Annotated in this window: 20 protein-coding genes; 9 read left to right on the top strand and 11 right to left on the bottom strand. The window is 68.9% G+C overall.

Going from position 1 to position 20,196, the window contains the following annotated elements:
* Positions 1 to 12 precede the first annotated feature (12 nt).
* Together E0H92_RS31875 and hrpA are read left to right on the top strand one after the other, a co-directional pair.
* The gene (locus E0H92_RS31875) at positions 13 to 417 is read left to right on the top strand and encodes a universal stress protein (protein ID WP_130385540.1); all 405 of its coding nucleotides are present in this window, start codon (positions 13 to 15) and stop codon (positions 415 to 417) included.
* Positions 418 to 461: 44 nt separating this feature from the next.
* Positions 462 to 4,514 carry an ATP-dependent RNA helicase HrpA gene (gene hrpA, locus E0H92_RS31870; RefSeq protein WP_131498854.1) on the top strand — a complete coding sequence of 1,351 codons (4,053 nt, stop codon included), beginning with the start codon at positions 462 to 464 and terminating at the stop codon, positions 4,512 to 4,514.
* Here the strand turns inward: hrpA and E0H92_RS31865 are convergent.
* Complete coding sequence (locus tag E0H92_RS31865) at positions 4,511 to 5,452, bottom strand: helix-turn-helix transcriptional regulator (RefSeq protein ID WP_238173682.1); 942 nt, start codon at positions 5,450 to 5,452, stop codon at positions 4,511 to 4,513. The genes hrpA and E0H92_RS31865 overlap by 4 nt on opposite strands.
* A 65-nt stretch (positions 5,453 to 5,517) precedes the next feature.
* Between E0H92_RS31865 and E0H92_RS31860 the strand changes: the two genes are divergently transcribed.
* Positions 5,518 to 6,390: a DinB family protein gene (locus E0H92_RS31860; RefSeq protein ID WP_131498852.1), complete on the top strand. Its 873-nt coding sequence runs from the start codon at positions 5,518 to 5,520 to the stop codon at positions 6,388 to 6,390.
* Here the strand turns inward: E0H92_RS31860 and E0H92_RS31855 are convergent.
* Positions 6,356 to 7,186, bottom strand: coding sequence for a helix-turn-helix transcriptional regulator (locus E0H92_RS31855; RefSeq protein ID WP_131461433.1), 831 nt, complete (start codon positions 7,184 to 7,186; stop codon positions 6,356 to 6,358). The two genes, E0H92_RS31860 and E0H92_RS31855, sit on opposite strands and share 35 nt — an antisense overlap.
* A gap of 70 nt (positions 7,187 to 7,256) precedes the next feature.
* Here E0H92_RS31855 and E0H92_RS31850 point away from each other — a divergent pair, with 70 nt between their 5' ends.
* Positions 7,257 to 7,991 carry a phytanoyl-CoA dioxygenase family protein gene (locus tag E0H92_RS31850; protein ID WP_131461432.1) on the top strand — a complete coding sequence of 245 codons (735 nt, stop codon included), beginning with the start codon at positions 7,257 to 7,259 and terminating at the stop codon, positions 7,989 to 7,991.
* Positions 7,992 to 8,039: 48 nt separating this feature from the next.
* Here E0H92_RS31850 and E0H92_RS31845 read toward each other — a convergent pair whose 3' ends face one another.
* Complete coding sequence (locus E0H92_RS31845; protein WP_131461431.1) at positions 8,040 to 8,456, bottom strand: VOC family protein; 417 nt, start codon at positions 8,454 to 8,456, stop codon at positions 8,040 to 8,042.
* Between the two features lie 171 nt (positions 8,457 to 8,627).
* Positions 8,628 to 9,308 (bottom strand): CGNR zinc finger domain-containing protein, encoded by a 681-nt coding sequence (locus E0H92_RS31840; protein WP_165550126.1) that lies wholly within the window; start codon positions 9,306 to 9,308, stop codon positions 8,628 to 8,630.
* 49 nt (positions 9,309 to 9,357) lie between these two features.
* On the opposite strand from E0H92_RS31840, the gene E0H92_RS31835 reads away from it, so the two are divergent.
* The 3 genes from E0H92_RS31835 to E0H92_RS31825 are packed head-to-tail and all read left to right on the top strand — an operon-like array spanning position 9,358 to position 12,781.
* A complete protein-coding gene (locus E0H92_RS31835; protein ID WP_165550125.1) occupies positions 9,358 to 10,566 on the top strand; it encodes an MFS transporter in 1,209 nt (402 codons plus the stop codon).
* A complete protein-coding gene (locus E0H92_RS31830) occupies positions 10,535 to 11,284 on the top strand; it encodes a fructosamine kinase family protein (protein WP_131461428.1) in 750 nt (249 codons plus the stop codon). The genes E0H92_RS31835 and E0H92_RS31830 overlap by 32 nt, the downstream gene beginning before the upstream one ends.
* A 42-nt stretch (positions 11,285 to 11,326) precedes the next feature.
* Complete coding sequence (locus E0H92_RS31825; protein WP_131461427.1) at positions 11,327 to 12,781, top strand: beta-N-acetylhexosaminidase; 1,455 nt, start codon at positions 11,327 to 11,329, stop codon at positions 12,779 to 12,781.
* Here the strand turns inward: E0H92_RS31825 and E0H92_RS31820 are convergent.
* The gene (locus E0H92_RS31820; protein WP_131498850.1) at positions 12,778 to 13,044 is read right to left on the bottom strand and encodes a protealysin inhibitor emfourin; all 267 of its coding nucleotides are present in this window, start codon (positions 13,042 to 13,044) and stop codon (positions 12,778 to 12,780) included. The genes E0H92_RS31825 and E0H92_RS31820 overlap by 4 nt on opposite strands.
* A gap of 425 nt (positions 13,045 to 13,469) precedes the next feature.
* Between E0H92_RS31820 and E0H92_RS31815 the strand changes: the two genes are divergently transcribed.
* A complete protein-coding gene (locus tag E0H92_RS31815; RefSeq protein WP_130385526.1) occupies positions 13,470 to 13,679 on the top strand; it encodes a cold-shock protein in 210 nt (69 codons plus the stop codon).
* Positions 13,680 to 13,756: 77 nt separating this feature from the next.
* On the opposite strand, the gene E0H92_RS31810 is transcribed toward E0H92_RS31815, so the two are convergent.
* Complete coding sequence (locus E0H92_RS31810; RefSeq protein WP_131498849.1) at positions 13,757 to 14,611, bottom strand: LLM class flavin-dependent oxidoreductase; 855 nt, start codon at positions 14,609 to 14,611, stop codon at positions 13,757 to 13,759.
* 153 nt (positions 14,612 to 14,764) lie between these two features.
* Here E0H92_RS31810 and E0H92_RS31805 point away from each other — a divergent pair, with 153 nt between their 5' ends.
* On the top strand, positions 14,765 to 16,492 hold the full coding sequence (locus E0H92_RS31805; protein WP_131498848.1) for a BCCT family transporter: 1,728 nt from the start codon (positions 14,765 to 14,767) through the stop codon (positions 16,490 to 16,492).
* Here E0H92_RS31805 and E0H92_RS31800 read toward each other — a convergent pair.
* The 5 genes from E0H92_RS31800 to E0H92_RS31780 form a co-directional block, all read right to left on the bottom strand.
* Positions 16,479 to 17,462: an SMP-30/gluconolactonase/LRE family protein gene (locus tag E0H92_RS31800; RefSeq protein ID WP_131498847.1), complete on the bottom strand. Its 984-nt coding sequence runs from the start codon at positions 17,460 to 17,462 to the stop codon at positions 16,479 to 16,481. The genes E0H92_RS31805 and E0H92_RS31800 overlap by 14 nt on opposite strands.
* Positions 17,463 to 17,551: 89 nt before the next feature.
* Positions 17,552 to 17,911 carry an RNA polymerase-binding protein RbpA gene (locus E0H92_RS31795; RefSeq protein ID WP_131296896.1) on the bottom strand — a complete coding sequence of 120 codons (360 nt, stop codon included), beginning with the start codon at positions 17,909 to 17,911 and terminating at the stop codon, positions 17,552 to 17,554.
* A gap of 16 nt (positions 17,912 to 17,927) precedes the next feature.
* Complete coding sequence (secG, locus tag E0H92_RS31790; protein ID WP_130385521.1) at positions 17,928 to 18,161, bottom strand: preprotein translocase subunit SecG; 234 nt, start codon at positions 18,159 to 18,161, stop codon at positions 17,928 to 17,930.
* Positions 18,158 to 18,964: a triose-phosphate isomerase gene (gene tpiA / locus E0H92_RS31785; protein WP_131461422.1), complete on the bottom strand. Its 807-nt coding sequence runs from the start codon at positions 18,962 to 18,964 to the stop codon at positions 18,158 to 18,160. Before tpiA ends, secG begins: the two co-directional genes overlap by 4 nt.
* 2 nt (positions 18,965 to 18,966) lie before the next feature.
* Positions 18,967 to 20,160 (bottom strand): phosphoglycerate kinase, encoded by a 1,194-nt coding sequence (locus tag E0H92_RS31780; protein ID WP_131498846.1) that lies wholly within the window; start codon positions 20,158 to 20,160, stop codon positions 18,967 to 18,969.
* Between the last annotated feature and the right edge of the window lie 36 nt (positions 20,161 to 20,196).

The raw sequence follows: 20,196 nt of genomic DNA, 5'->3' as shown, positions 1-20,196 counted from the left end.
GAGAGTGGGGCCGTGAAGATTCTCGTCGGATACGTACCAACGCCCGAGGGTGAGGCGGCGCTGACCGCCGCGGCGGCCGAGGCCGAGCTGCGCGGGGCCTCGATCCTGCTGCTGAACACGAGCCGCGGCGACGCCTACATCGACGCCCGCTACGCCAACGCCGACGAGTTGGCGGCCGCCGAGGCCAAGCTGCGCGAGCACGGCGTCGAGGTGACGATCCAGCAGGCGGTCTCCGAGGGCGACGTGGCCGGCGCGCTCCTGAAGGCGGCCGCGGCCGAGGACGTCGGCCTGATCGTCCTCGGCCTGCGCCGCCGCAGCCCGGTCGGCAAACTCATCCTCGGCAGCACCGCCCAACGTGTCTTGCTGGAGTCCCCGGTTCCGGTGCTCGCGGTGAAGGTTCCATCGCCCCACGACTGAAATCAGGTGAGGTGCTGGGGCGGGCCGCCTAAACTGGTCTGGTTATGCCTGATGCCCGGACCGAGTCCACGAGTCCATCCCCAGCCCCCACCCAGGACCCAGCGAAGCGGCGTCGTCCGTCGCGGCGGCGCGGTGGGCGGAAGCCGTCCCCGGAGCAGACCCTGGATCAGACTCCTGTCGCCGAGGTGAACCTCGGCGAGGTCGCGGCTCGGCTCGACGACCTGACGGCGTACGACCGGGAGCATCTCGGTCGGCGGCTCGAGCGGGTTCGCCGTACGTCGGATGCTCGCAAGCGGGCCGCCGAGCTGCAGAGCGTGGCCGGGGCCGTGGAGCAGGCCGAGCGGCGGGTCGACGTACGGCGCAACGCCGTACCCGAGATCACGTACCCGGAAGAGCTGCCGGTCAGCCAGCTCAAGGACGAGATCGCGGCCGCGATCCGGGATCACCAGGTCGTGGTCGTCGCCGGTGAGACCGGGTCCGGGAAGACCACCCAGATCCCGAAGATCTGCCTCGAGCTCGGCCGCGGCGTGCACGGGATGATCGGCCACACCCAGCCCCGCCGGCTCGCCGCCCGCACGGTCGCGGAGCGGATCGCGGAGGAGCTCGGCTCCGAGCTCGGCGAGACGATCGGTTTCGCCGTCCGGTTCACCGACAAGGTCAGCGAGCGTTCGCTGGTCAAGCTGATGACCGACGGCATCCTGCTGAACGAGCTGCAGCGCGACCGCGACCTGACCCGCTACGACACGCTGATCATCGACGAGGCGCACGAGCGCAGCCTGAACATCGACTTCATCCTCGGCTACCTCAAACGCCTGCTCCCCCGCCGTCCCGACCTGAAGGTGATCATCACCTCGGCGACCATCGACCCGGAGCGGTTCGCCGCGCATTTCGCGGCCGCCGACGGTACGCCGGCGCCGATCGTCGAGGTGTCCGGAAGGACCTACCCGGTCGAGGTGCGGTACCGCCCGGTCAACGATCCCGAGGACCCGAGCACGATCGACCGCGACCAGACGCAGGCGATCCTGGACGCCGTCGACGAGCTCGAGTACGAGGCCGACGGCGACGTACTGGTGTTCCTGTCCGGAGAACGCGAGATCCGCGACACCGCCGACGCGCTGAACGACAAGTTCCGCGGCGAGCGCCGCACGACCGAGATCCTCCCGCTCTACGCCAGGCTCTCGAACGCGGAGCAGCACCGCGTCTTCCAGCCGCACCCGAACCGCCGGATCGTCCTCGCCACGAACGTCGCCGAGACCTCGCTGACCGTTCCCGGCATCAAGTACGTGATCGACCCCGGTACGGCGCGCATCTCGCGCTACAGCCACCGCACCAAGGTCCAGCACCTGCCGATCGAGCCGGTGTCGCAGGCCAGCGCGAACCAGCGCAAGGGCCGCAGCGGCCGGACCAGCGACGGTATCTGCATCCGGCTGTACTCCGAGGAGGACTTCGAGAGCCGCCCCGAGTTCACCGACCCGGAGATCCTCCGCACCAACCTCGCGTCGGTCATCCTGCAGATGACCGCGATCGGGCTCGGTGACATCGCCGCATTCCCGTTCATCGACGAACCCGACAAGCGCAGCATCACCGACGGCCTGCAGCTGCTCACCGAGCTCGGGGCGATCGACACCCCGAAGGGCGGCCGGCTGACCCCGATCGGCCGGCAGCTCGCGCAGATCCCGCTCGATCCGCGGCTGGCCCGGATGATCGTCGAGGCCGACAAGCACGCCTGCGTTCGCGAGGTCATGGTGATCGCCGCCGCGCTCTCGATCCAGGACCCGCGCGAGCGGCCGACCGACGCCGAAGCGCAGGCCACCCAGCAGCACGCCCGGTTCCGGGACCCGAACAGCGACTTCCTCGGGTACCTGAACCTCTGGGGGTACCTGAAGAAGCAGCAGAAGGAGCTGTCCGGGAACCAGTTCCGCCGGATGTGCCGGAGCGAGTACCTGAACTATCTCCGGGTCCGCGAGTGGCAGGACATCTTCGCGCAGCTCCGTCAGGTCGCGTCCCAGATCGGCGTGAAACTCAACAGCGGCGAGCCGGCCGACCCGCAGAGCGTGCACATCGCGCTGATGTCCGGTCTGCTCAGCCACCTCGGCATGAAGGACCCCGCGAACCAGCACCAGTACCTCGGCGCGCGCGGGACGAAGTTCGCGATCTTCCCCGGCTCCGGACTGTTCAAGAAGCCGCCGCAGTTCGTGATGGCCGCCGAGCTGGTCGAGACGTCGAAGCTGTGGGCGCGGGTGAACGCGAAGATCGAGCCGGAGTGGGCCGAGGATCTCGCCCCGCACCTGATCAAGCGCTCGTACTCCGAGCCGCACTGGGAACGCAAGGCCGGCGCCGTGATGGCGTACGAGAAGGTCACGCTGTACGGCGTGCCGATCGTCGCGCGGCGCACGGTGAACTACGGGAAGGTCGACCCGGAGGTGTCGCGCGAGCTGTTCATCCGGCACGCGCTGGTCGAGGGCGACTGGGACACGCACCACAAGTTCTTCCACGAGAACCGCAAGCTGATCGAAGAGGTCGAAGAACTCGAGGAGCGCACCCGGCGGCGCGACCTGCTGGTCGACGACGAGACGCTGTTCGCGTTCTACGACGAGCGTCTCGGCCCCGAGGTCGTCACCGGCCGGCACTTCGACACCTGGTGGAAGACGGCCCGGCAGCGGGACGCCGACCTGCTCGACTTCGAGCGTTCGCTGGTGGTCCGCGAGGGCGCGGACGTGAAGGAGGACGAGTTCCCGCTGCGCTGGACGCAGAACGGGATGACGTTCGACCTGACGTACGCCTTCGAGCCCGGCACGGACGCCGACGGTGTCACGGTGCACATCCCGCTGCTGGTGCTGAACCAGGTGACCGCGGACGGCTTCGAGTGGAGCGTGCCCGGGTTCCGCGAGGAGCTCGTCACGACGCTGATCAAGTCCTTGCCGAAGGCAATCAGGCGCAACATCGTGCCCGCGCCAGACCACGCCCGGCAGATCCTCCCCGAGCTGGACCCGGCGTCGGGACCGCTCACTGACGCGATGGCGCGCGCGCTGCGGGAGCTGCGCGGCGTGGTGATCGAGTCGGAGGACTGGGACTGGACGCGTGTTCCCGAGCACCTCCGGATGACGTTCCGGGTCGAGGACGACAAGCGCAAGACCGTGGCGGAGGGCAAGGATCTCGCCAGGCTGAAGGAGAAGCTGAAGCCGAAGACGAAGGCCGCGATCTCGCAGGTCGCGTCCAAGGCGGTCAGCGGGCTGGAGAAGTCCGGCCTGACCGACTGGACGTTCGGCGATCTCCCCCGCAGCTTCTCCGAGCACCGCAACGGGCTGACCGTCGCGGGCTACCCGGCGCTCGTCGACGAGGGCAAGAGTGTCGCGATCCGCCTGCAGGAGACCGAGCGCGACCAGGCTGCGGCGATGTGGGCGGGTACGCGGCGGCTTCTGCTGCTGACGATGCCGTCGGTGATCGACGTCGTCCAGCGGAACCTGAGCAATCAGCAGAAGATGACGTTGATGGCGGGTCCGCATCGCAACGTCGGCGAACTCCTCGACGACGCGATCGCGGCCGCCGTCGATCAGCTGATGGCAGCGGCGGGCGGGCCGGCGTGGAATCTCACCGCGTTCTCGATCCTGCGGGACGCCGTACGGTCGGAGCTCGCCGACACCGTGCTGACGATCCTGCAGCTGGTCGAGCAGGTGCTCGGGCATGCGCGAACCGTGGACAAGCAGATCTCCCGCGCGTCTTCTCCGGCTCTGCTGGCCGCGTTGTCCGACGTACGGGGTCAGCTCGAAGGACTCGTCCATCCGGGGTTCATCACCGAGACCGGCGCCAAGCGACTGCCCGACCTGGCGCGCTACCTGCGCGGCATGGAGCAGCGCCTGGACAAGCTCGGCGCCAACGCCGCCCGCGACCGCTCCGGCATGGCCGTCGTCGACATGCTCACCGACGAGTACCGCAAGCGGCTCCGCGCGGTGCCGACCGGCAAGTACCCGAGCCCGGAACTGCTCGAGGTCCGCTGGATGCTCGAGGAGCTCCGCATCAGCCTGTTCGCCCAGACCCTCGGCACGCCGTACCCGGTCTCGGAGAAACGCATCCGCAAGGCGCTGGCCGACAGCTAGGAATCGAGCAGGCGGCGGCCGTGGTCGTGGACGGCGGTGCGGAGTTCGGGCGGGCCGAGGATCTCGAACGGCCAGCGGATGCGGAGGGTCTGGGCGATCAGCGGGCCGAGGTCGTTGGCCGCGAAGCGGAGTTCGCAGGTGCTGGCGTCGATCGGGTCGACGATGCCTTCGCGGGCCGGGAAGACCTTGCTGACCGTGGCGGCGTCGGCCTGGACGCGGATCCGGGCGACGATGTCCCACGGCGCCACTCCGGTGCCTTCGGCCACGAGGGCGATCGGGTCGGGCGGATCCTCGAAGCGGTAGCGCGCGCCGGTGAGGACGGGCTCGGCGATCCGGTCGACGCGGAAGGTCCGCCAGGCCTGCCGGTCCCGGTCACGGGCGACCAGGTACCAGCGCCGGCCGGTGTGGACGATCTGCAGCGGCTCGACGCTGCGCTCGGATTCGTCGCCGCCGTGAGTGCGGTAGCGGAACCGGATCCCCTCGGTGTCACGGCACCCGGCGGCCAGCAGGATCAGCACCTCGCCGTCGACCGTCGGCAACTCTCCCTGCGGCAGCTGACTGGTGTGCGCGTTGATCGCCGCGACCTGTTCGCGCAGCCGCGCCGGCAGGACCTGATGGAGTTTCGCGAGCGCGGAGATCGCCGCCTCTTCCACTCCCGACACCGTCGTGGTGGTCGCCACGCGCAGTCCGACCGCGATCGCGACCGCCTCCTCGTCCTCGAGCAGCAGCGGCGGCAATCGGCCGCCCGGCCCGAGACGGTAGCCGCCGCCGATCCCGGCTTCGGCGTCGACCGGGTACCCGAGTGACCGCAGTCGGGTGACATCACGCCGTACGGTCCGAGGCGTGACGTCGAGCCTCGCCGCCAGGTCGGCACCGTCCCACTGTGGGCGCGACTGAAGCAGCGAGAGCAGTCGGAGCAGACGGGCCGCCGTGTCCATGATTCGTCCATTCTGCCTCGACCTGCGGACCGAACCTGTCCGCAGGTCGTCCTACGGTGGATTTCATGACGACGCTCTCGCAGAACCTCCTGAACCTGTCCGACTTCGCGTGGCAACGGCTCCGCAGCCGGGTCGAAGGACTGACCGACGAGGAGTACTTCTGGGAACCGTTCGATGCCTGCTGGACGATCCGGCCGGCCGACGACGGGTATGCCGCCGACGGGTTCTCCGAAGACGGCCTCCGAATCCCACCGGATCCGGCGCCGTTCACCACCCTCGCGTGGCGGATCACCCACATCGTCGACATCCTGCAGGAGGACCGCACGGCCACCTGGTTCGGCCACCGGCCGCTCGCCGAGGACGGCCAGCCACCCACGCCGACGTCCGCGGCGGACGCCCTCGCAGTCCTCGACCGCTCCTACGAGATCTGGCGCCGGCGCCTCGCCGCCCTCAGCCAGGACGACCTCGACCGGCCGATGGGCGAGATCGCGGGCCCGTACGCCGACCACGACGGGACCTCGTTCGCGCTGCACATCCTCGACGAGCTGATCCATCACGTCGGCACGGTCCGCGACTTCTACCGTGGTACCCACCCCGAGGACCCGTTCGCGGCCGCCGTCGCGGGCGAACTGACCCCGGCCGATCGCCCCGCCCTCCTCGCCGAAGCCGCCGCGGCCCAGCGCTGGGATGTCGTCCCGCAGCTCGCCGACCTCGGCTTTCCTGTCAACGAGCGCACGAAGGACGGCTTCACCCCGGCTCATCTGGCCGCAGGCAACGGCTCCCTCGACGCCCTCCGCGTCCTGGTGGAGCACGGCGCGGACCTGTCCCTGACCGATCCCCGCTTCAACGCCGACGTACTCGGCTGGGCGAACTGGTTCAAACAGACGGAGGCTGCCGACTACCTCACGGAACGAACGCGCGCTGGGAGCGATGCCTGAACTCGGTGGGGGTGAGGTCGTGGGCGGTGGTGAAGCAGCGAGTGAAGTAGGACTGGGTGGTGAAGCCGCAGCGGGTTGCGATGGTGGAGATCGGGGTGTTGGTTGCTGCCAGCAGGGATGCGGCGTGTTCTAGGCGGAGGTCGGTGACGAAGGCGGTCGGGGTGACGCCGTAGGCCGTGCGCATCGAGCGGGACAGATGGGCGGCGCTGACGCCGGCGAGTTCGAGCAGACGCGGTACTCCGCCGCGGAGGTTCTCTTCGGCGCGCATCGACGTACAGGCTCGCGCCAGCCAGTCGGGTATGCCGGGGCCCAGGGCGTCGGCTGGTGCGAGCAGTTCGACCAGATCGATCCAGAAACGGAGCAGATCCAAGGTGCTGGGGTTGTCCTGGAAGCGGGCCAAAGCCTGTTCGAAGGCGGTGATCGCGGCCGGCTGGTCGAAGCTGATCGGTCCGCGAGCGGCGGACCAGCTGGCGGTCGGGTCGGTGCGGGTCAGGTCGAGGAAGCCTTGCCAGACCGCGCTCGGGAAGGCGACGTTCACGAACTCCAGCCCGTCGGGCGCCGAGCCGCGGACGGCGTGCCGGTCCGCCGGACGCACCAGGACGATCGTGCCCGGGGTGAGCTGTTCGACGCCGGTGGTCAGCAGGTGCTCGCCGCTGCCGGACACGACTCCCATGAACTCGTGGAAGTCCGCGTGCGTGTGCAGCTCGGTGTCGCGGGCACGGGCCGGGATCCGGACGCGGGCCGCGTGGTACGGCCGGCCGAACGCGTGCGCCTCGAACCGCAGCACCTGATCCACATCAACACAGTACAAATTCTCGTCGCCGGGCTGCTAGTGCCCGACCACGCCGGAGCCGCACGCTGAAGGCATGTTCGAAACAGACGGCTACGTCATCTTCCGCGACGTCATCGACCAAGACCTGATCAAGGAAGTGAACGATCATGTCGAGTGGCTGCAGGCCCGGCATCCCGAGGTCCGGCCCGAGCAGCTCGGGCACATCTATCTGCGCGACGACCCGTTCTGGGTCCGGCTGGTGAGCGACGACCGGCTCGTCGACATCGCCGAGAAGTTCATCGGGCCGGATATCGCGCTGTTCGCGTCGCACTACATCTCCAAGCCGCCGTACTCCGGGCAGCCGGTGCTCTGGCACCAGGACGCCGCGTTCTGGCCGCTCGACCCGATGGAGGTCGTGACGCTCTGGCTGGCCGTCGACCATTCGACGCCGGAGAACGGGTGCGTCCGGGTGATCCCGGGAAGTCACCGCTCCGCGGTCGCCGGGATGCGCGACAACACCGACGTGGAGAGTGTGCTGGGCAAGGAGATCGCGGTCGAGGTCGACGAGGCGCAGGCCGTCGACATGGTGCTCGCACCGGGCGATGTCGAGGTCCACCACCCGAACATCGTGCACGGCAGCACCGCGAACACGTCCCCGCACCGGCGCTGCGGGCTGACGATCCGGTACATCCCGACGTCGACGCGGATCACCGACCCGGAGTCGCCGTACCCGAGCGCGTTCCATCTGCGCGGCGAGCCGGGGGTGAACAGCTACCAGCCGCGGCCGGAGTACGTCGAGGGCCGGCACTTCCCGTTCACCGGGGCCTGAAGACATGCGAAAGGGCCCGTCCCGGGTGGGACGGGCCCTGTCAGTGACTCACTCCAGGCAGATCCGGAACGGGTGCCCAGCGGGGTCGGCGTAGATCCGCCAGCCGCGTGCGTTGTCGGCGGGCGGCGGGTCCAGCGGATCGAGCGGCTCGGCTCCGAGGGCGACCACGGTCGCGTGCCCGCTGGACAGATCCTCGACGATCAGGTCGAGATGGAGATCCTGCGCGTCGGTGCCGGGCCACGTGTCCGGCACGTACTCCTCCGAGCGCCGGAAGGCCAGCGTCGAGAACCCCAACGACGAGCCGGGGCCGGTCAGGCTCCGCCAGTCCTCGTCACCGCTCTCGTCGATCTCCAGCCCCAGCAGCGCCGAGTAGAACTGGGCGAGCTCGAGTGGGTCCGGGCAATCCAGGACCACCGAGCCGAGCCGCCCGGCAGTACTGCCCGGCTGCTCTGCCACCTGCGTCATCTGTCCTCCACATTCGATGTCAGCCTGCTCCGTATGAGGGGCAGGTCCGGCCAGGGCCCACTTGTCGGAAGGCCCGGCCGCCTACGATGACAGGTCGCGGGGACAATTCGCACCTTTCGACACGCGTTCTCGGCCACTGAGCCGGTCGCTGACAGTGAAGGTTCGACCGCGCTACCCCTGAGGCCGGTGTACGCCGGTAGCGCGCCGGCGCTCGCCGAGCTTGCGGATTTTCGCCCGCGTCCCGCAGTCCTCCATCGCGCACCAGCGGCGCGAACCGTTCCGGCTGCGGTCGAGGAACAGCCAGCCGCACCCGCCGTCGTCGACCGGGCAGGCCCGCAACTGGCGCAGCTCGACGCCCCGCACCAGCTCGACCGCCGCGACCACCAGCCGGTCCGGGATCAACTGCGCCGGCGACGTCCCGACCACCAGTTCCGCGATGCCACTCTCGCGGCCCGGGTCCGGGATCAGCATCGACCGCGCGGCCGCCGCCGACCACCGCAGCATCAGCCGCTCAAACGCGGAACCCTCGCTGTGCTTGACGCCGTCGGCCGCGACCACCGCACCGGCGGCCCGCGGCGCGAACACGTCGTACGCCGCCTCGCGGATCTCCAGCGTCGCGTGCAGGGCCTTCGTGGCCAGCTCCGGCGACGAGCGCCAGGTACCTTCGACGGCGCTGTAGTCGCGCAGATCGATCAGCCCGGTCCGGCGGGCCCAGGCGACGAGCTCGGCGGGCGACGTCAGGTAATCGTGCTCCACCGCACCGCCTCGAACCCGCGGGGTGACCGTGTTCACCAGGTCGAGGGCGGGGTGTCCGCCCACGATGCGGAATTCCGCGTGAGAACTGTCGGTCACGGGTGAGATGCTACCACCATACGATCCTTTACTGGAATCAGGTGTCAGGATGCCTCTCACGTCCCGCCGCGCCGCCGCGGCCCTGCTCATGCTCTCGGTCGGCACCTTCTCGTACGTCACGATCGAGGTGCTGCCGATCGGTCTGCTGACCGTGATGGCCGGAGATCTCGACCGGTCCAACTCCCAGATCGGTCTCCTCGTCTCCGGGTACGCCGTGATCGTCGTCCTCACGTCCATCCCGCTCACCCGGCTCACCCACCGGTTCCCGCGCCGTACGGTGCTGAGCGGCACGCTGGCCGTCGTCGCGGTGGCCAACCTGCTCGCCGCGGCCGCACCGACGTACGAGGTCCTCTTCGGCGCCAGGCTGGTGACCGCGCTGTCACAGGCGCTCTTCTGGTCGATCGCCCCGTCCATCGCGACCAGTCTGGTGCCGCCGGATCAGCAGGGCCGGGCCGTGGCGCGCATCTCGATCGGTGCGGCGCTGGCGTCCGTTCTCGGCGTACCGCTCGGCACATGGCTCGGCACGAACACCAGCTGGCGGATTCCGTTCCTCCTGACCGCGGGGCTGGGCGCTGCGCTCTTCGCCGGCGCTCTGACGCTGCTGCCGCGGGTAGAGGTCCAGGACGCGACGACAAGGCGGGGCAAGGCCCCGGATGCCCGCCGGTACGCCGCTGTGGTTGCCGCTGCAGCGATCGGTGTCACCGGGTTCATGACCTTCAACACCTACGTGACGCCGTTCCTGCTGGAGCTGTCCGGCTTCGGGCAGGGCGCACTCGGAGCGGTCCTGCTGGCCAGCGGGCTGGGCGGCGTAGTGGGCGCAGCCCTCGTGGGACGGGTGCTTGACCGTCATCCCTGGGCAGTACTGCTGCAGGCGATCGTCCTGGTCGCCGCAGTGCTGCTCGGGCTTGCCGCATTCGGCCAGTGGAAGGTGCCGACGGTGATCCTCATCGCCGTGGGCGGTTTGGCCTACAGCGCGATGGCTGTCGCTCTGCAGACCCGGACGCTGCAGGTGGCTCCCGTCAACACCTCGCTGGCGTCAGCGGGGACCAACTCCGCCTACAACCTTGGGATCGCCGCCGGTGCACTCCTGGGCGGTGTCCTCATCGACCACTCCAGCGTCCGCAGCGTGGCGGCCGTCGGCGGCCTGCTGGTGGTTGTCGCCGCCCTGGTCGTGCTGAGCGAGCCACTGCTGGCTAGGACTCGAGTCGGCATGCCAGAGTGCCGTGATGACCACGCCGTTCGTGAAGAGCCGGCCTGACGCGCCCGCAGGCTTCTTCGAGGTCGAGGCGGCCGGTCTGCGCTGGCTGGCCGTCCACGGCGGCGTACCAGTCGCTGAGCCGCTTCATGTCTCCCCCACTCAACTGGCGACGACCAGGCTGGACATGTCCACGCCGACCGAGTCAGCCGCGGAGGACTTCGGCCGGCGGTTGGCTGTCACGCATGACGCCGGCGCCCGCTACTTCGGCGTACCGCCCGACGGGTGGAGTGGCGACGGCTACATCGGCACCATCCCGTTGCCGCACGCAACGGAGCCCACGAGGTCGTGGGGTGAGTTCTACGCGAACCTGCGGCTGCGACCGTACCTGCGGGCCGCCCACGACCAGGGCATCCACCTCGACCCCATCGAACGCGTCTGCATTCGTCTCGAGGCAGGCGAATACGACGACCCGTCCGACGAGCCGTGCCGGATCCACGGCGACCTGTGGTCCGGCAACGTGCTCTGGACGCCGGACGGCGTGCACCTGATCGATCCGGCGGCGCACGGCGGTCACCGAGAGACGGACCTCGCCATGCTCGCGCTCTTCGGCCTACCGCGGCTGGACCGGATACTGCGCGCGTACGACGAGGTGCACCCGCTGAGAGACGGGTGGCAGGAGCGGATCGAGCTGCATCAACTGTATCCGTTGCTGGTGCACGTCGTGCTGTTCGGCGGAGGCTACGTCGCCCAGGCGATCGAGGCGGCCAGGCGGTATTGAAGGCTCTTGACGTAATGCCGGGAGCCGCGAACACTTTCGATCATGATTCCGCAGCCCATAGCGCAGCAGGCGCTCCCGGACGAGACCTTCACGCTGCTGTCCGACGCCACCATCGGCGTCGACGACTCCGGCGCTCAAACGATTGCCGACCGCCTGGCGGCGCAGCTCCGGCGGTCGACCGGTTTCGCGCTCCCGGTCCAGCAAGGCACCGGCACGATCACGCTGTCCGCCAACGGTCCGGAGTCGTTAGGTGCCGAGGGCTACGAGCTGCGCGCGGACGCGTCCGGCGTGACCATCACCGCGGCGACCGCCGAGGGCTTGTTCCGCGGCGTCACCACCCTCCGCCAGCTCCTCCCCGCCAAGGCTGAGGCCGACAGCGAGCAGGAGGGTCCGTGGGAGGTCGCCGGTACGACGATCTCGGACTCCCCGCGGTACGGGTACCGCGGCGTGATGCTCGACGTCTCGCGGCACTTCTTCACCGTCGAACAGGTCAAGCACTTCATCGACCTCGTGTCGCTCTACAAGATCAACCGGCTGCACCTGCACCTGTCCGACGACCAGGGCTGGCGAATCCAGGTGGACACCTGGCCGCGGCTCACAGAGCACGGCGGCAGCCAGCAGGTCGGCGGCGGTGCGGGCGGCTACTACACGAAGGCCGACTACGCCGATCTCGTCCGGTACGCCGCTGAGCACTACATCACCGTCGTACCGGAGATCGACACCCCAGGGCACACCAACGCGGCGCTGGCGTCGTACCCCGAGCTGAACAAGGGTGACCAGGCGCCCGACCTCTACACGGAGACCGAGGTCGGTTTCAGCTCGCTCACCATCGACAAGGACGTCACGTACGCGTTCCTCGACGACGTGTTCCGGGAGGTGGCCGAGCAGACGCCTGGTGACCTCCTGCATCTCGGTGGGGACGAGGCCCACTCGACGCCGCACTCGGAGTACCTCGCCTTCGTACCCAAGGCCGCCGAGCTGGTGGTGAAGTACGGCAAGCGGGTGATGGGATGGCACGAGATCGCCGACGGGCCGCTGCCCGCAGGCACCGTCGTGCAGTACTGGGGCACCGAGGACCCCAAGGCGCAGGTGCTGGCGCAGCAGGCGGTGGAGCAAGGCGCGACGCTGGTCCTCTCCCCCGCGAACCGGGCGTACCTGGACATGAAGTACCACGAGGAGACGCCGCTCGGCCTGCAATGGGCCGGACTGGTCAGCGTCGAGCAGTCCTACAGCTGGAACCCCGCCACACTGCTTCCGAACGTGCCGGCGAGCGCGATCGATGGCGTCGAGGCACCGCTGTGGACGGAGACGCTCGACGACCTGGAGAAGGTCGAGTTCATGGTGTTCCCGCGGCTGCCGGGTATCGCCGAGCTGGGGTGGTCACCGGAGTCCGCGCTGGACTGGACGACGTACCGCGACCGGCTGGCCGAGCAGGGGCCGCGCTGGGAGGTACTCGGCGTGAACTTCTACCGGGCACCGGAGATCGACTGGCGCTAGCCGAGGATGCGGTCCAGCAGCCAGGCCGTGGTCGCGTCCACGTCCTGCTCTGCGACGGTGTGTTGCGTGACGTCGTCGGCGTCACGCACCTCCAACCGGTACACGTACCGGTCCGGCTGCGGCCGGCCGGTACCTAGGTCCTTGGCCACGAGCTCCTGGACGGCGGCCTCCAACCGGTCGGCGTCCGGCTGGCCGCTGGTGTCCAGCTCGCCCTGCTTGGTCAGCCCGGCGAAACCGCCGCTCCGGGTCACGCTCACAATCATCGTTGCCTCCTCGCTGTTGCTCGTCGTGCAACCTGTCCACAGCCGCGCGACACGCCGGGAACTCCGATCAGAATCTTGCGCCCATCACCCGGCGTACCGGGCCATTGTCCTTCGTTGCCAACGTCGCGTCCGCACCTCCGGCGGCGAAACAGCAGGTCGGCGCGGGATTTCGGGTTCCGGACCGGCCCTGCGCCGGCCAGAATCGGGCCTGTACGGAGGGTAACGACCGGCGACAATCAGCGACACGTGTTTGTGGTCACCCCTACCATCCGCCCGCAGAACGGCTACAGTTATGGCGTTGCAAGTTTGGACTCCCTGACTTTTGCTGTGCTGCATGGCCGGTCTGTCGTCTGGGGCCTTTCGGCGACGCGCGGCTCATGAGGTGTGGGTCGCGGATTGTTAATAGCCATCGAGGAGATAGACAAATGGCTGTCGGTACTGTCAAGTGGTTCAACGCTGACAAGGGCTTCGGCTTCATCACCCCGGATGACGGTGGCGCGGACGTGTTCGCGCACTACTCCGCCATCCAGATGTCGGGCTTCCGTTCGCTGGACGAGAACCAGCGCGTGGAGTTCGAGATCACCCAGGGCCAGAAGGGTCTGCAGGCGGAGAACATCCGCGCGATCGGTTCCTGATCGCCCTTCCAGCACACTGACGAGAGGGCCGCACACCACCAGGTGTGCGGCCCTTTCGCCGTCTCAGCACAGCCGTTTCACCGCAACCGTGGTACGACGTCGTTCGCGATCTGCTCGAGGACGGTTTCGGAGCCGGCGTACACGCCCTCGGTGCGGGGCCAGTGGGTGATGACGTCGGTGAAGCCGAGGGCTGCGGCGCGGCCGACGGCGTCTTCGAAGGCGGCTGGGCTGGAGAGTGCGTAGCGCTTGGAGTCGAGGGACAGGTAGCGGTCCAGGTGGCGGCCTTCGAGGAGGTCGTCGAGGCGGTGGCTGAGACCGGCGACGGTGGTCCACCAGCTGTCCAGATCGTCAGCCGCTCCCCCGGTCGTCATCCAGCCGTCTCCGTGCCGGGCGGCGAACTTGAGCGACCGCGGCCCGTTGCCGGCCAGGATGAACGGGACACGTGGTTGCTGTACGCAACCAGGTAGCGTGCGGCCGTTGCGCGTCTCGAAGTACTCGCCCTTGAAGTCGACGTCGTCCGTGGTGAGCAGGGTGTCGAGGAGCCGTACGAACTCCTGGTAACGGTCCTGCTTGTGCCGCGGTGTCAGGTCGGGCCCGCCCTGGATCGTCGCGTCCAGGCTGCCGCCGGCCCCGATCCCGCACAGGAACCGGCCGTCCGACACGTCGTCGATCGCGAGGATGTCGCGGGTCAGCGCCAGCGGGTGCCGGAAGTTCGGCGAGGTGACGAACGTGCCGAGCTTGATCGTCGACGTGACGAGCGCGGCCGCCGTCAGCGTCGGGGTCGTCCCGTACCACGGTGAGTCCTGGAGACTGCTCCAGGTCAGGTGGTCGTACGTCCACGCATGGTCGAATCCGTACTCTTCTGCTCGCCGCCACCGCGGCGCGGCGTCCTGCCAGCGGTACTCCGGCAGGATCGCGATCCCGAAACGCATGTGCGCACCTTACCGAGTGTGGCCGAAAGCACGATTGTTGCGTTTTGCCACGATCTTCGACACGGTCGTAAGGCAGTCCCCTGAAACTGTCCCCTGAAAACTGTCCCCGACACAACAGAACGGAGGCGCGCCGAAGCGAGGCGTGACTTACCTGTGGCGATTGATATCGACAACCAGGCAGACACCCAAGACCCCGCTCTTCATCCCGCGATCGCAACCCCGCCACCTCCCGGCAGCCGAAGTCGCGGCTCCGGACTCGACCGCGTCACCTTCGGTGTCACCGCGGTCATCGCCCTGGCCTTCGTCGCCTGGGGCATCATCGACGCCGCCGGTCTCGGCAGTACGTCCGACTCGGCCCTCGGATGGGTCGAGCAGAACACCGGCTGGCTGTTCGTCCTGCTGGCCTCCGGCTTCGTCGTCTACGTGATCTGGCTCGCCGCCGGACGGTACGGGCGGATCCCGCTCGGCCGCGACGACGAGGAACCCGAGTTCAAGACCGTGTCCTGGGTCGCGATGATGTTCAGCGCCGGCATGGGCATCGGCCTGATGTTCTTCGGCGTCAGCGAGCCGCTGTCGCACTTCACCAGTCCCCCGCCCGGCACCGTCGAGGGCGGATCGCCGCAGGCCCTCGAGACCGCGATGGCGACCACGTTGTTCCACTGGACCCTGCACCCGTGGGCGATCTACGCCGTCGTCGGGATCGCGATCGCGTACGGCACGTTCCGGCGCGGCCGGTCGCAGCTGATCAGCGCGGCGTTCGCTCCGCTGCTGGGACGCCGTACCGAAGGACCGATCGGCAAGGTGATCGACGGGCTGGCGATCTTCGCGACGCTGTTCGGGTCGGCCGCGTCGCTCGGGCTCGGCGCGCTGCAGATCGGTTCCGGTGTCCGGATCCTCGGCTGGCTCGACAAGACCGGGAACGGCGTCATGATCGGCGTGATCGCCGTACTGACCGCGGCCTTCGTGGCCTCGGCGGTGTCCGGCGTCGCGAAGGGCATCCAGTGGCTCTCGAACATCAACATGGTGCTGGCCGTCGTCCTCGCGGTCTTCGTGTTCGTGGTCGGCCCGACGGTGCTGATCCTGAACCTGGTGCCGACCGCGATCGGCGACTACTTCCGCGACCTGGCCGACATGGCCGCGCGGACCGAGGCGAGCGGCGGCGACGCGATGGCCACCTGGCTGTCCGGCTGGACGGTCTTCTACTGGGCCTGGTGGATCTCGTGGACGCCGTTCGTCGGGATGTTCATCGCCCGGATCAGCCGCGGCCGCACGATCCGGCAGTTCGTCACCGGTGTCCTGCTGGTGCCGTCGCTGGTCAGCGTCCTGTGGTTCTGCATCTTCGGCGGTACGGCGATCGACCTGCAGCGTGACGGTACGGACATCGCCGGCGCGTCGACGACCGAGGGTCAGCTGTTCGGCATGCTCGACCACATCCCGCTGAGCGCGATCACGACGGTCATCGTCGTCGTCCTGGTGGCGATCTTCTTCGTCTCCGGAGCGGACGCCGCGTCGATCGTCATGGGCACGCTGTCCGAGCGCGGCGCGATCGAGCCGAAGAAGCCACTGGTGATCTTCTGGGGCGTACTCACCGGTGCGGTGGCCGCGATCATGCTGATCGCCGGCGGAGGCGGTGCGGACGCCTTGCAAGGCCTGCAGAACCTCACGATCGTCGCGGCGCTGCCGTTCGCGGTCGTGATGGTCGGTCTCGCGGTCGCGCTGGCCAAGGACCTGCGCACCGACCCCTTGATGTTGCGCAGCGAGATCGGCTCGGAGGCGGTCGAGGCTGCGGTCATCGAAGGGGTCAGCACCCACGGCGAGGACTTCACCCTGGTCGTGCGGAGCGGCGAGAAGCAGGACGAGGTGCCCGCTACGAAGAAGTAGGCGTCGGGAACGTGGCTAGGGAGCTCGTGCCGATGCTTCCTAGCCACACTTTCCCGTCGCGTTCGCGGACGCCGGTGGGCATGTGGAAGTTCGGGTGCTTGGCGCGCAGGTCGTGGACCAGTTCACCGGTCTCGTCGTACGCCTGGATCTCGATGATGTCCGCGGCCTTCGGCTTCAGCGCGTCCGGCAGGGACCAGACGACCTTGCGGAGCACCGGGTGCTTGGGCAGGAGCAGATCGAGTACGGCGTTGCGTGGCGAGCCGACCGCGACCCAGATCAGGCCGTCCGAGCCGCGGGCGATGTTGTCCGGCAGACCCGGGATCGCGGCGATCTGCACCGGCTCGGCGCCCTCGGTGGTGAGATCGAGTTTGTAGAGCCCGTACGTCGCGGTCTCGGCCCAGAAGAGCGTACGGCGGTCGCTGCTGAGCGCCACGCCGTTCGGGAAACCGCGACCGGTCGCCAGCCGGGTGAGCTCGCCGTCGGGTGCACGGCGGTACACGCTGCCGGTCGTGGAGTGTTCGAGGAGATCGGCCATCCACTCGTCGATGCCGAAGCGGGTCGAGGAGTCGGTGAAGTAGATCGTGCCGTCCTCGGTGACGTCCGCGTTGTTGCAGAACCGCATCGGGCGGCCGTCGATGTCGGACAGCAGCGTGCTGATCCGGTTGTCCTTGTCGAGCGCCAGCAGACCGCGGTTCGCGTCGCAGATCAGCACCTTGCCGTCGGGCAGCCATTCCAGGCCGAGCGGCCGGCCACCCGTGTCGGCGAGAGTGCTGATCGTCTTGCCGTCGGCGCTGACGCGCAGGATGCGGCCGTCGTACAGGCCGGTGAGGACGCTGCCGTCGTCGTCGATCAGCGTGTCCTCGGGTCCCGCGCCCGGCAACGCGACGACGTCGACCTGGATCCCGGTCGGGGTGCGCGTGGGCGGCGCGGGCGGCGGGGTCCAGCGGACGGGCGCGATCGACGTCTTCATGCGCCGACCCTAGCGCGCCGGAGCGGTCCGCTCACACAACGCACAAACCCGGACCGATCGAGGACCGGTCCGGGTGCGGGCGTCGTAGTTCAGAAGATGACTTCGCCGCGGGCGCGGCGGGCACGGAGTTTCTCCAGCGCCTCGTCGAGGATCTCCTGCGCCTCCTGCTCGGAGCGGCGCTCCTTCACATAGGCCAGGTGGGTCTTGTAGGGCTCGATCTTCGGCGGCGGAGGCGGGTTGTTCACATCGGTGCTGGTCGGCAGACCGCACCGCGGACAGTCCCACTCCTCCGGGATGGCCGCCTCGACCGCGAACCAGGTCGCGGTCTCGTGCCCGTTCGCACAGAAGAACACGATGCGCTGCCGGGGCGCGGTGTCGCCGCGCTCCGCCTCGCCCATCGGCCCGGCACCGACCCGGCTGCCACGAATCGCACTGCCACCACCAGCCACGGGAACCTACTCCCCCTCAGCCGAGCTTGTAGAGCAGGCCGAGCGCGACGATGGCGGCGAACCAGATCAGACCGACGCCGATCGTGATCCGGTCCAGGTTCCGCTCGGCGACCGACGAGCCGCCCAGGCTGGACGACACCCCGCCACCGAACAGGTCCGAGAGGCCGCCACCGCGGCCTTTGTGCAGCAGTACCAGCAGCGTCAGGAACAGGCTGCAGACGATCACGACGATCGAGAAAGCGAGAATCACGAGGAGTAGCCTAACTGAAGGTCCAGGTAACGGCAGATGCCGGCGAACTCGTCCACCTGGAGGCTCGCACCTCCGACCAGGCAGCCGTCGACATCCGGTTGGGCCATGATGCCACCTGCGCTGGCCATCTTCACCGATCCACCGTAAAGAATCCGTACCGAGTCGGCGACCGAGGGTGAGATCGTCTCCTCGATCCGGCCCCGGATCGCGGCGATCACCTCCTGCGCGTCCTCCGGAGTGGCCACCTCGCCGGTGCCGATCGCCCAGACCGGCTCGTAGGCGATCACGAGCTTGCGGACGTCGTCCTGCTTCAGCCCGGCCAGCCCCGCGTCGACCTGACCGAGGCAGTGCTCGACGTGCCCGTCGGCCTTGCGGATCTCCAGGCCCTCACCGACGCACATGATCGGGGTCAGGCCCGCCTCGAGCGCCTTCGCGGTCTTGGCGTTGACCAGCTCGTCGGTCTCGTTGTGGTACTGCCGGCGCTCCGAGTGCCCGGTCAGCACATAGGTGCAGCCGAGCTTGCTCAGCATCGCCGCCGAGATCTCGCCGGTGTACGCCCCGGAGTCGTGCGTGGACACGTCCTGCGCGCCGTACCGGATCTTCATCCGGTCACCGTCGACCAGCGTCTGCACGCTGCGGATGTCGGTGAACGGCGGCAGCACCGCCACCTCGACCCGCTCGAAGTCGTGCTTCTTGTCCTGCAGCGTCCAGCTCAGCTTCTGCAGCAGGTGCACGGCCTCGACGTGGTTGAGGTTCATCTTCCAGTTGCCCGCCATCAACGGCGTACGGGCCTCGTCTGCCATGCTCAGTCCTCTTCCAGTACGGCGAGACCCGGGAGCTCCTTGCCCTCCAGGTATTCCAGCGACGCGCCGCCACCGGTGGAGATGTGGCCGAACGCGTCGTCGGCGAAGCCTAGCTGCCGGACGGCGGCCGCGGAGTCACCGCCGCCGACGACACTCAGCCCGTCCACCTCGGTCAACGCCTGCGCGACCGCCTTGGTTCCGCCCGCGAACGCGGCCATCTCGAACACGCCCATCGGGCCGTTCCAGAAGACGGTGCGCGCCGCGGCGACCTCGGCGGCGAAGACCTTCGCGGAGTCCGGGCCGATGTCCAGGCCGAGCTGGTCGGCCGGGATCGCGTCCGCGGCCACGACGGTGGCCGGCGAGTCCGCCTTGAACTCGGGTGCGACCACGATGTCGGTCGGCAGCACGATCTTGTCGCCGGCCTCCTTCAGGTAGCCGCGGACCACGTCGAGCTGGTCCTCCTCGAGCAGGCTCTTGCCGACCTCGTGGCCCTGCGCCTTCAGGAACGTGAAGACCATCCCGCCGCCGATCAGCAGCTTGTCGGCCTTGGCGAGCAGATTGTCGATCACCGCGAGCTTGTCCGACACCTTGGCGCCGCCGAGTACGACGACGTACGGCCGGGCCGGGTCCTCGGTGAGCTTCTTCAGTACGTCGACCTCGGCCAGCACCAGTCCGCCCGCGGCGTGCGGGAGCTTGCGCGCGACGTCGTACACACTGGCCTGCTTGCGGTGCACGACACCGAAGCCGTCGCTGACGAAGACATCCGCGAGCGCCGCGAGCTCATCGGCCAGCGCACCCCGCTCGGCCTCGTCCTTGCTCTCCTCGCGCGGGTCGTAGCGCACGTTCTCCAGCAGCAGGACCTCGCCCTCGTCGAGATCCTGTACGGCGGTCTGCGCCGCGTCACCGGTGACGTCGGTGGCGAACCGCACCGTGATGCCCTCGGGCTGCAGCAGCTCACCGAGCCGCTTGGCCACCGGGGCCAGCGTGTACGCCGGGTTCGGCTGGCCCTTGGGACGGCCGAGGTGCGCGGTCACGATCACCTTCGCGCCCGCCTTCGCCAGCTTCACCAGAGTCGGCAGCGACGCGCGGATCCGGCCGTCGTCGCCGATCACCTCGTCCTTGATCGGCACGTTCAGGTCGGACCGGACCAGCACCCGCTGGCCGGCCAGGTCGCCGAGATCTTCGATGGTCTTCACAGTTCAGCTTCCTCGTGAGAAACGAGCTTGCGTCCG

Source organism: Kribbella speibonae (genome assembly GCF_004331375.1).
Lineage (GTDB): Bacteria > Actinomycetota > Actinomycetes > Propionibacteriales > Kribbellaceae > Kribbella > Kribbella sindirgiensis.
Note: the sequence above shows the minus strand (reverse complement) of the source record. Positions and strands in the feature narration are given on the sequence as shown.

Bases quoted from the DNA above. Each gene is read 5' to 3' on its own strand.
- hrpA (WP_131498854.1), top strand. From the start codon at position 462: ATGCCTGATGCCCGGACCGAGTCCACGAGTCCATCCCCAGCCCCCACC.
- E0H92_RS31865 (WP_238173682.1), bottom strand. From the start codon at position 5,452: ATGGACACGGCGGCCCGTCTGCTCCGACTGCTCTCGCTGCTTCAGTCG.
- E0H92_RS31860 (WP_131498852.1), top strand. From the start codon at position 5,518: ATGACGACGCTCTCGCAGAACCTCCTGAACCTGTCCGACTTCGCGTGG.
- E0H92_RS31850 (WP_131461432.1), top strand. From the start codon at position 7,257: ATGTTCGAAACAGACGGCTACGTCATCTTCCGCGACGTCATCGACCAA.
- E0H92_RS31845 (WP_131461431.1), bottom strand. From the start codon at position 8,456: ATGACGCAGGTGGCAGAGCAGCCGGGCAGTACTGCCGGGCGGCTCGGC.
- E0H92_RS31835 (WP_165550125.1), top strand. From the start codon at position 9,358: ATGCCTCTCACGTCCCGCCGCGCCGCCGCGGCCCTGCTCATGCTCTCG.
- E0H92_RS31830 (WP_131461428.1), top strand. From the start codon at position 10,535: ATGACCACGCCGTTCGTGAAGAGCCGGCCTGACGCGCCCGCAGGCTTC.
- E0H92_RS31825 (WP_131461427.1), top strand. From the start codon at position 11,327: ATGATTCCGCAGCCCATAGCGCAGCAGGCGCTCCCGGACGAGACCTTC.
- E0H92_RS31820 (WP_131498850.1), bottom strand. From the start codon at position 13,044: ATGATTGTGAGCGTGACCCGGAGCGGCGGTTTCGCCGGGCTGACCAAG.
- E0H92_RS31815 (WP_130385526.1), top strand. From the start codon at position 13,470: ATGGCTGTCGGTACTGTCAAGTGGTTCAACGCTGACAAGGGCTTCGGC.
- E0H92_RS31810 (WP_131498849.1), bottom strand. From the start codon at position 14,611: ATGCGTTTCGGGATCGCGATCCTGCCGGAGTACCGCTGGCAGGACGCC.
- E0H92_RS31800 (WP_131498847.1), bottom strand. From the start codon at position 17,462: ATGAAGACGTCGATCGCGCCCGTCCGCTGGACCCCGCCGCCCGCGCCG.
- tpiA (WP_131461422.1), bottom strand. From the start codon at position 18,964: ATGGCAGACGAGGCCCGTACGCCGTTGATGGCGGGCAACTGGAAGATG.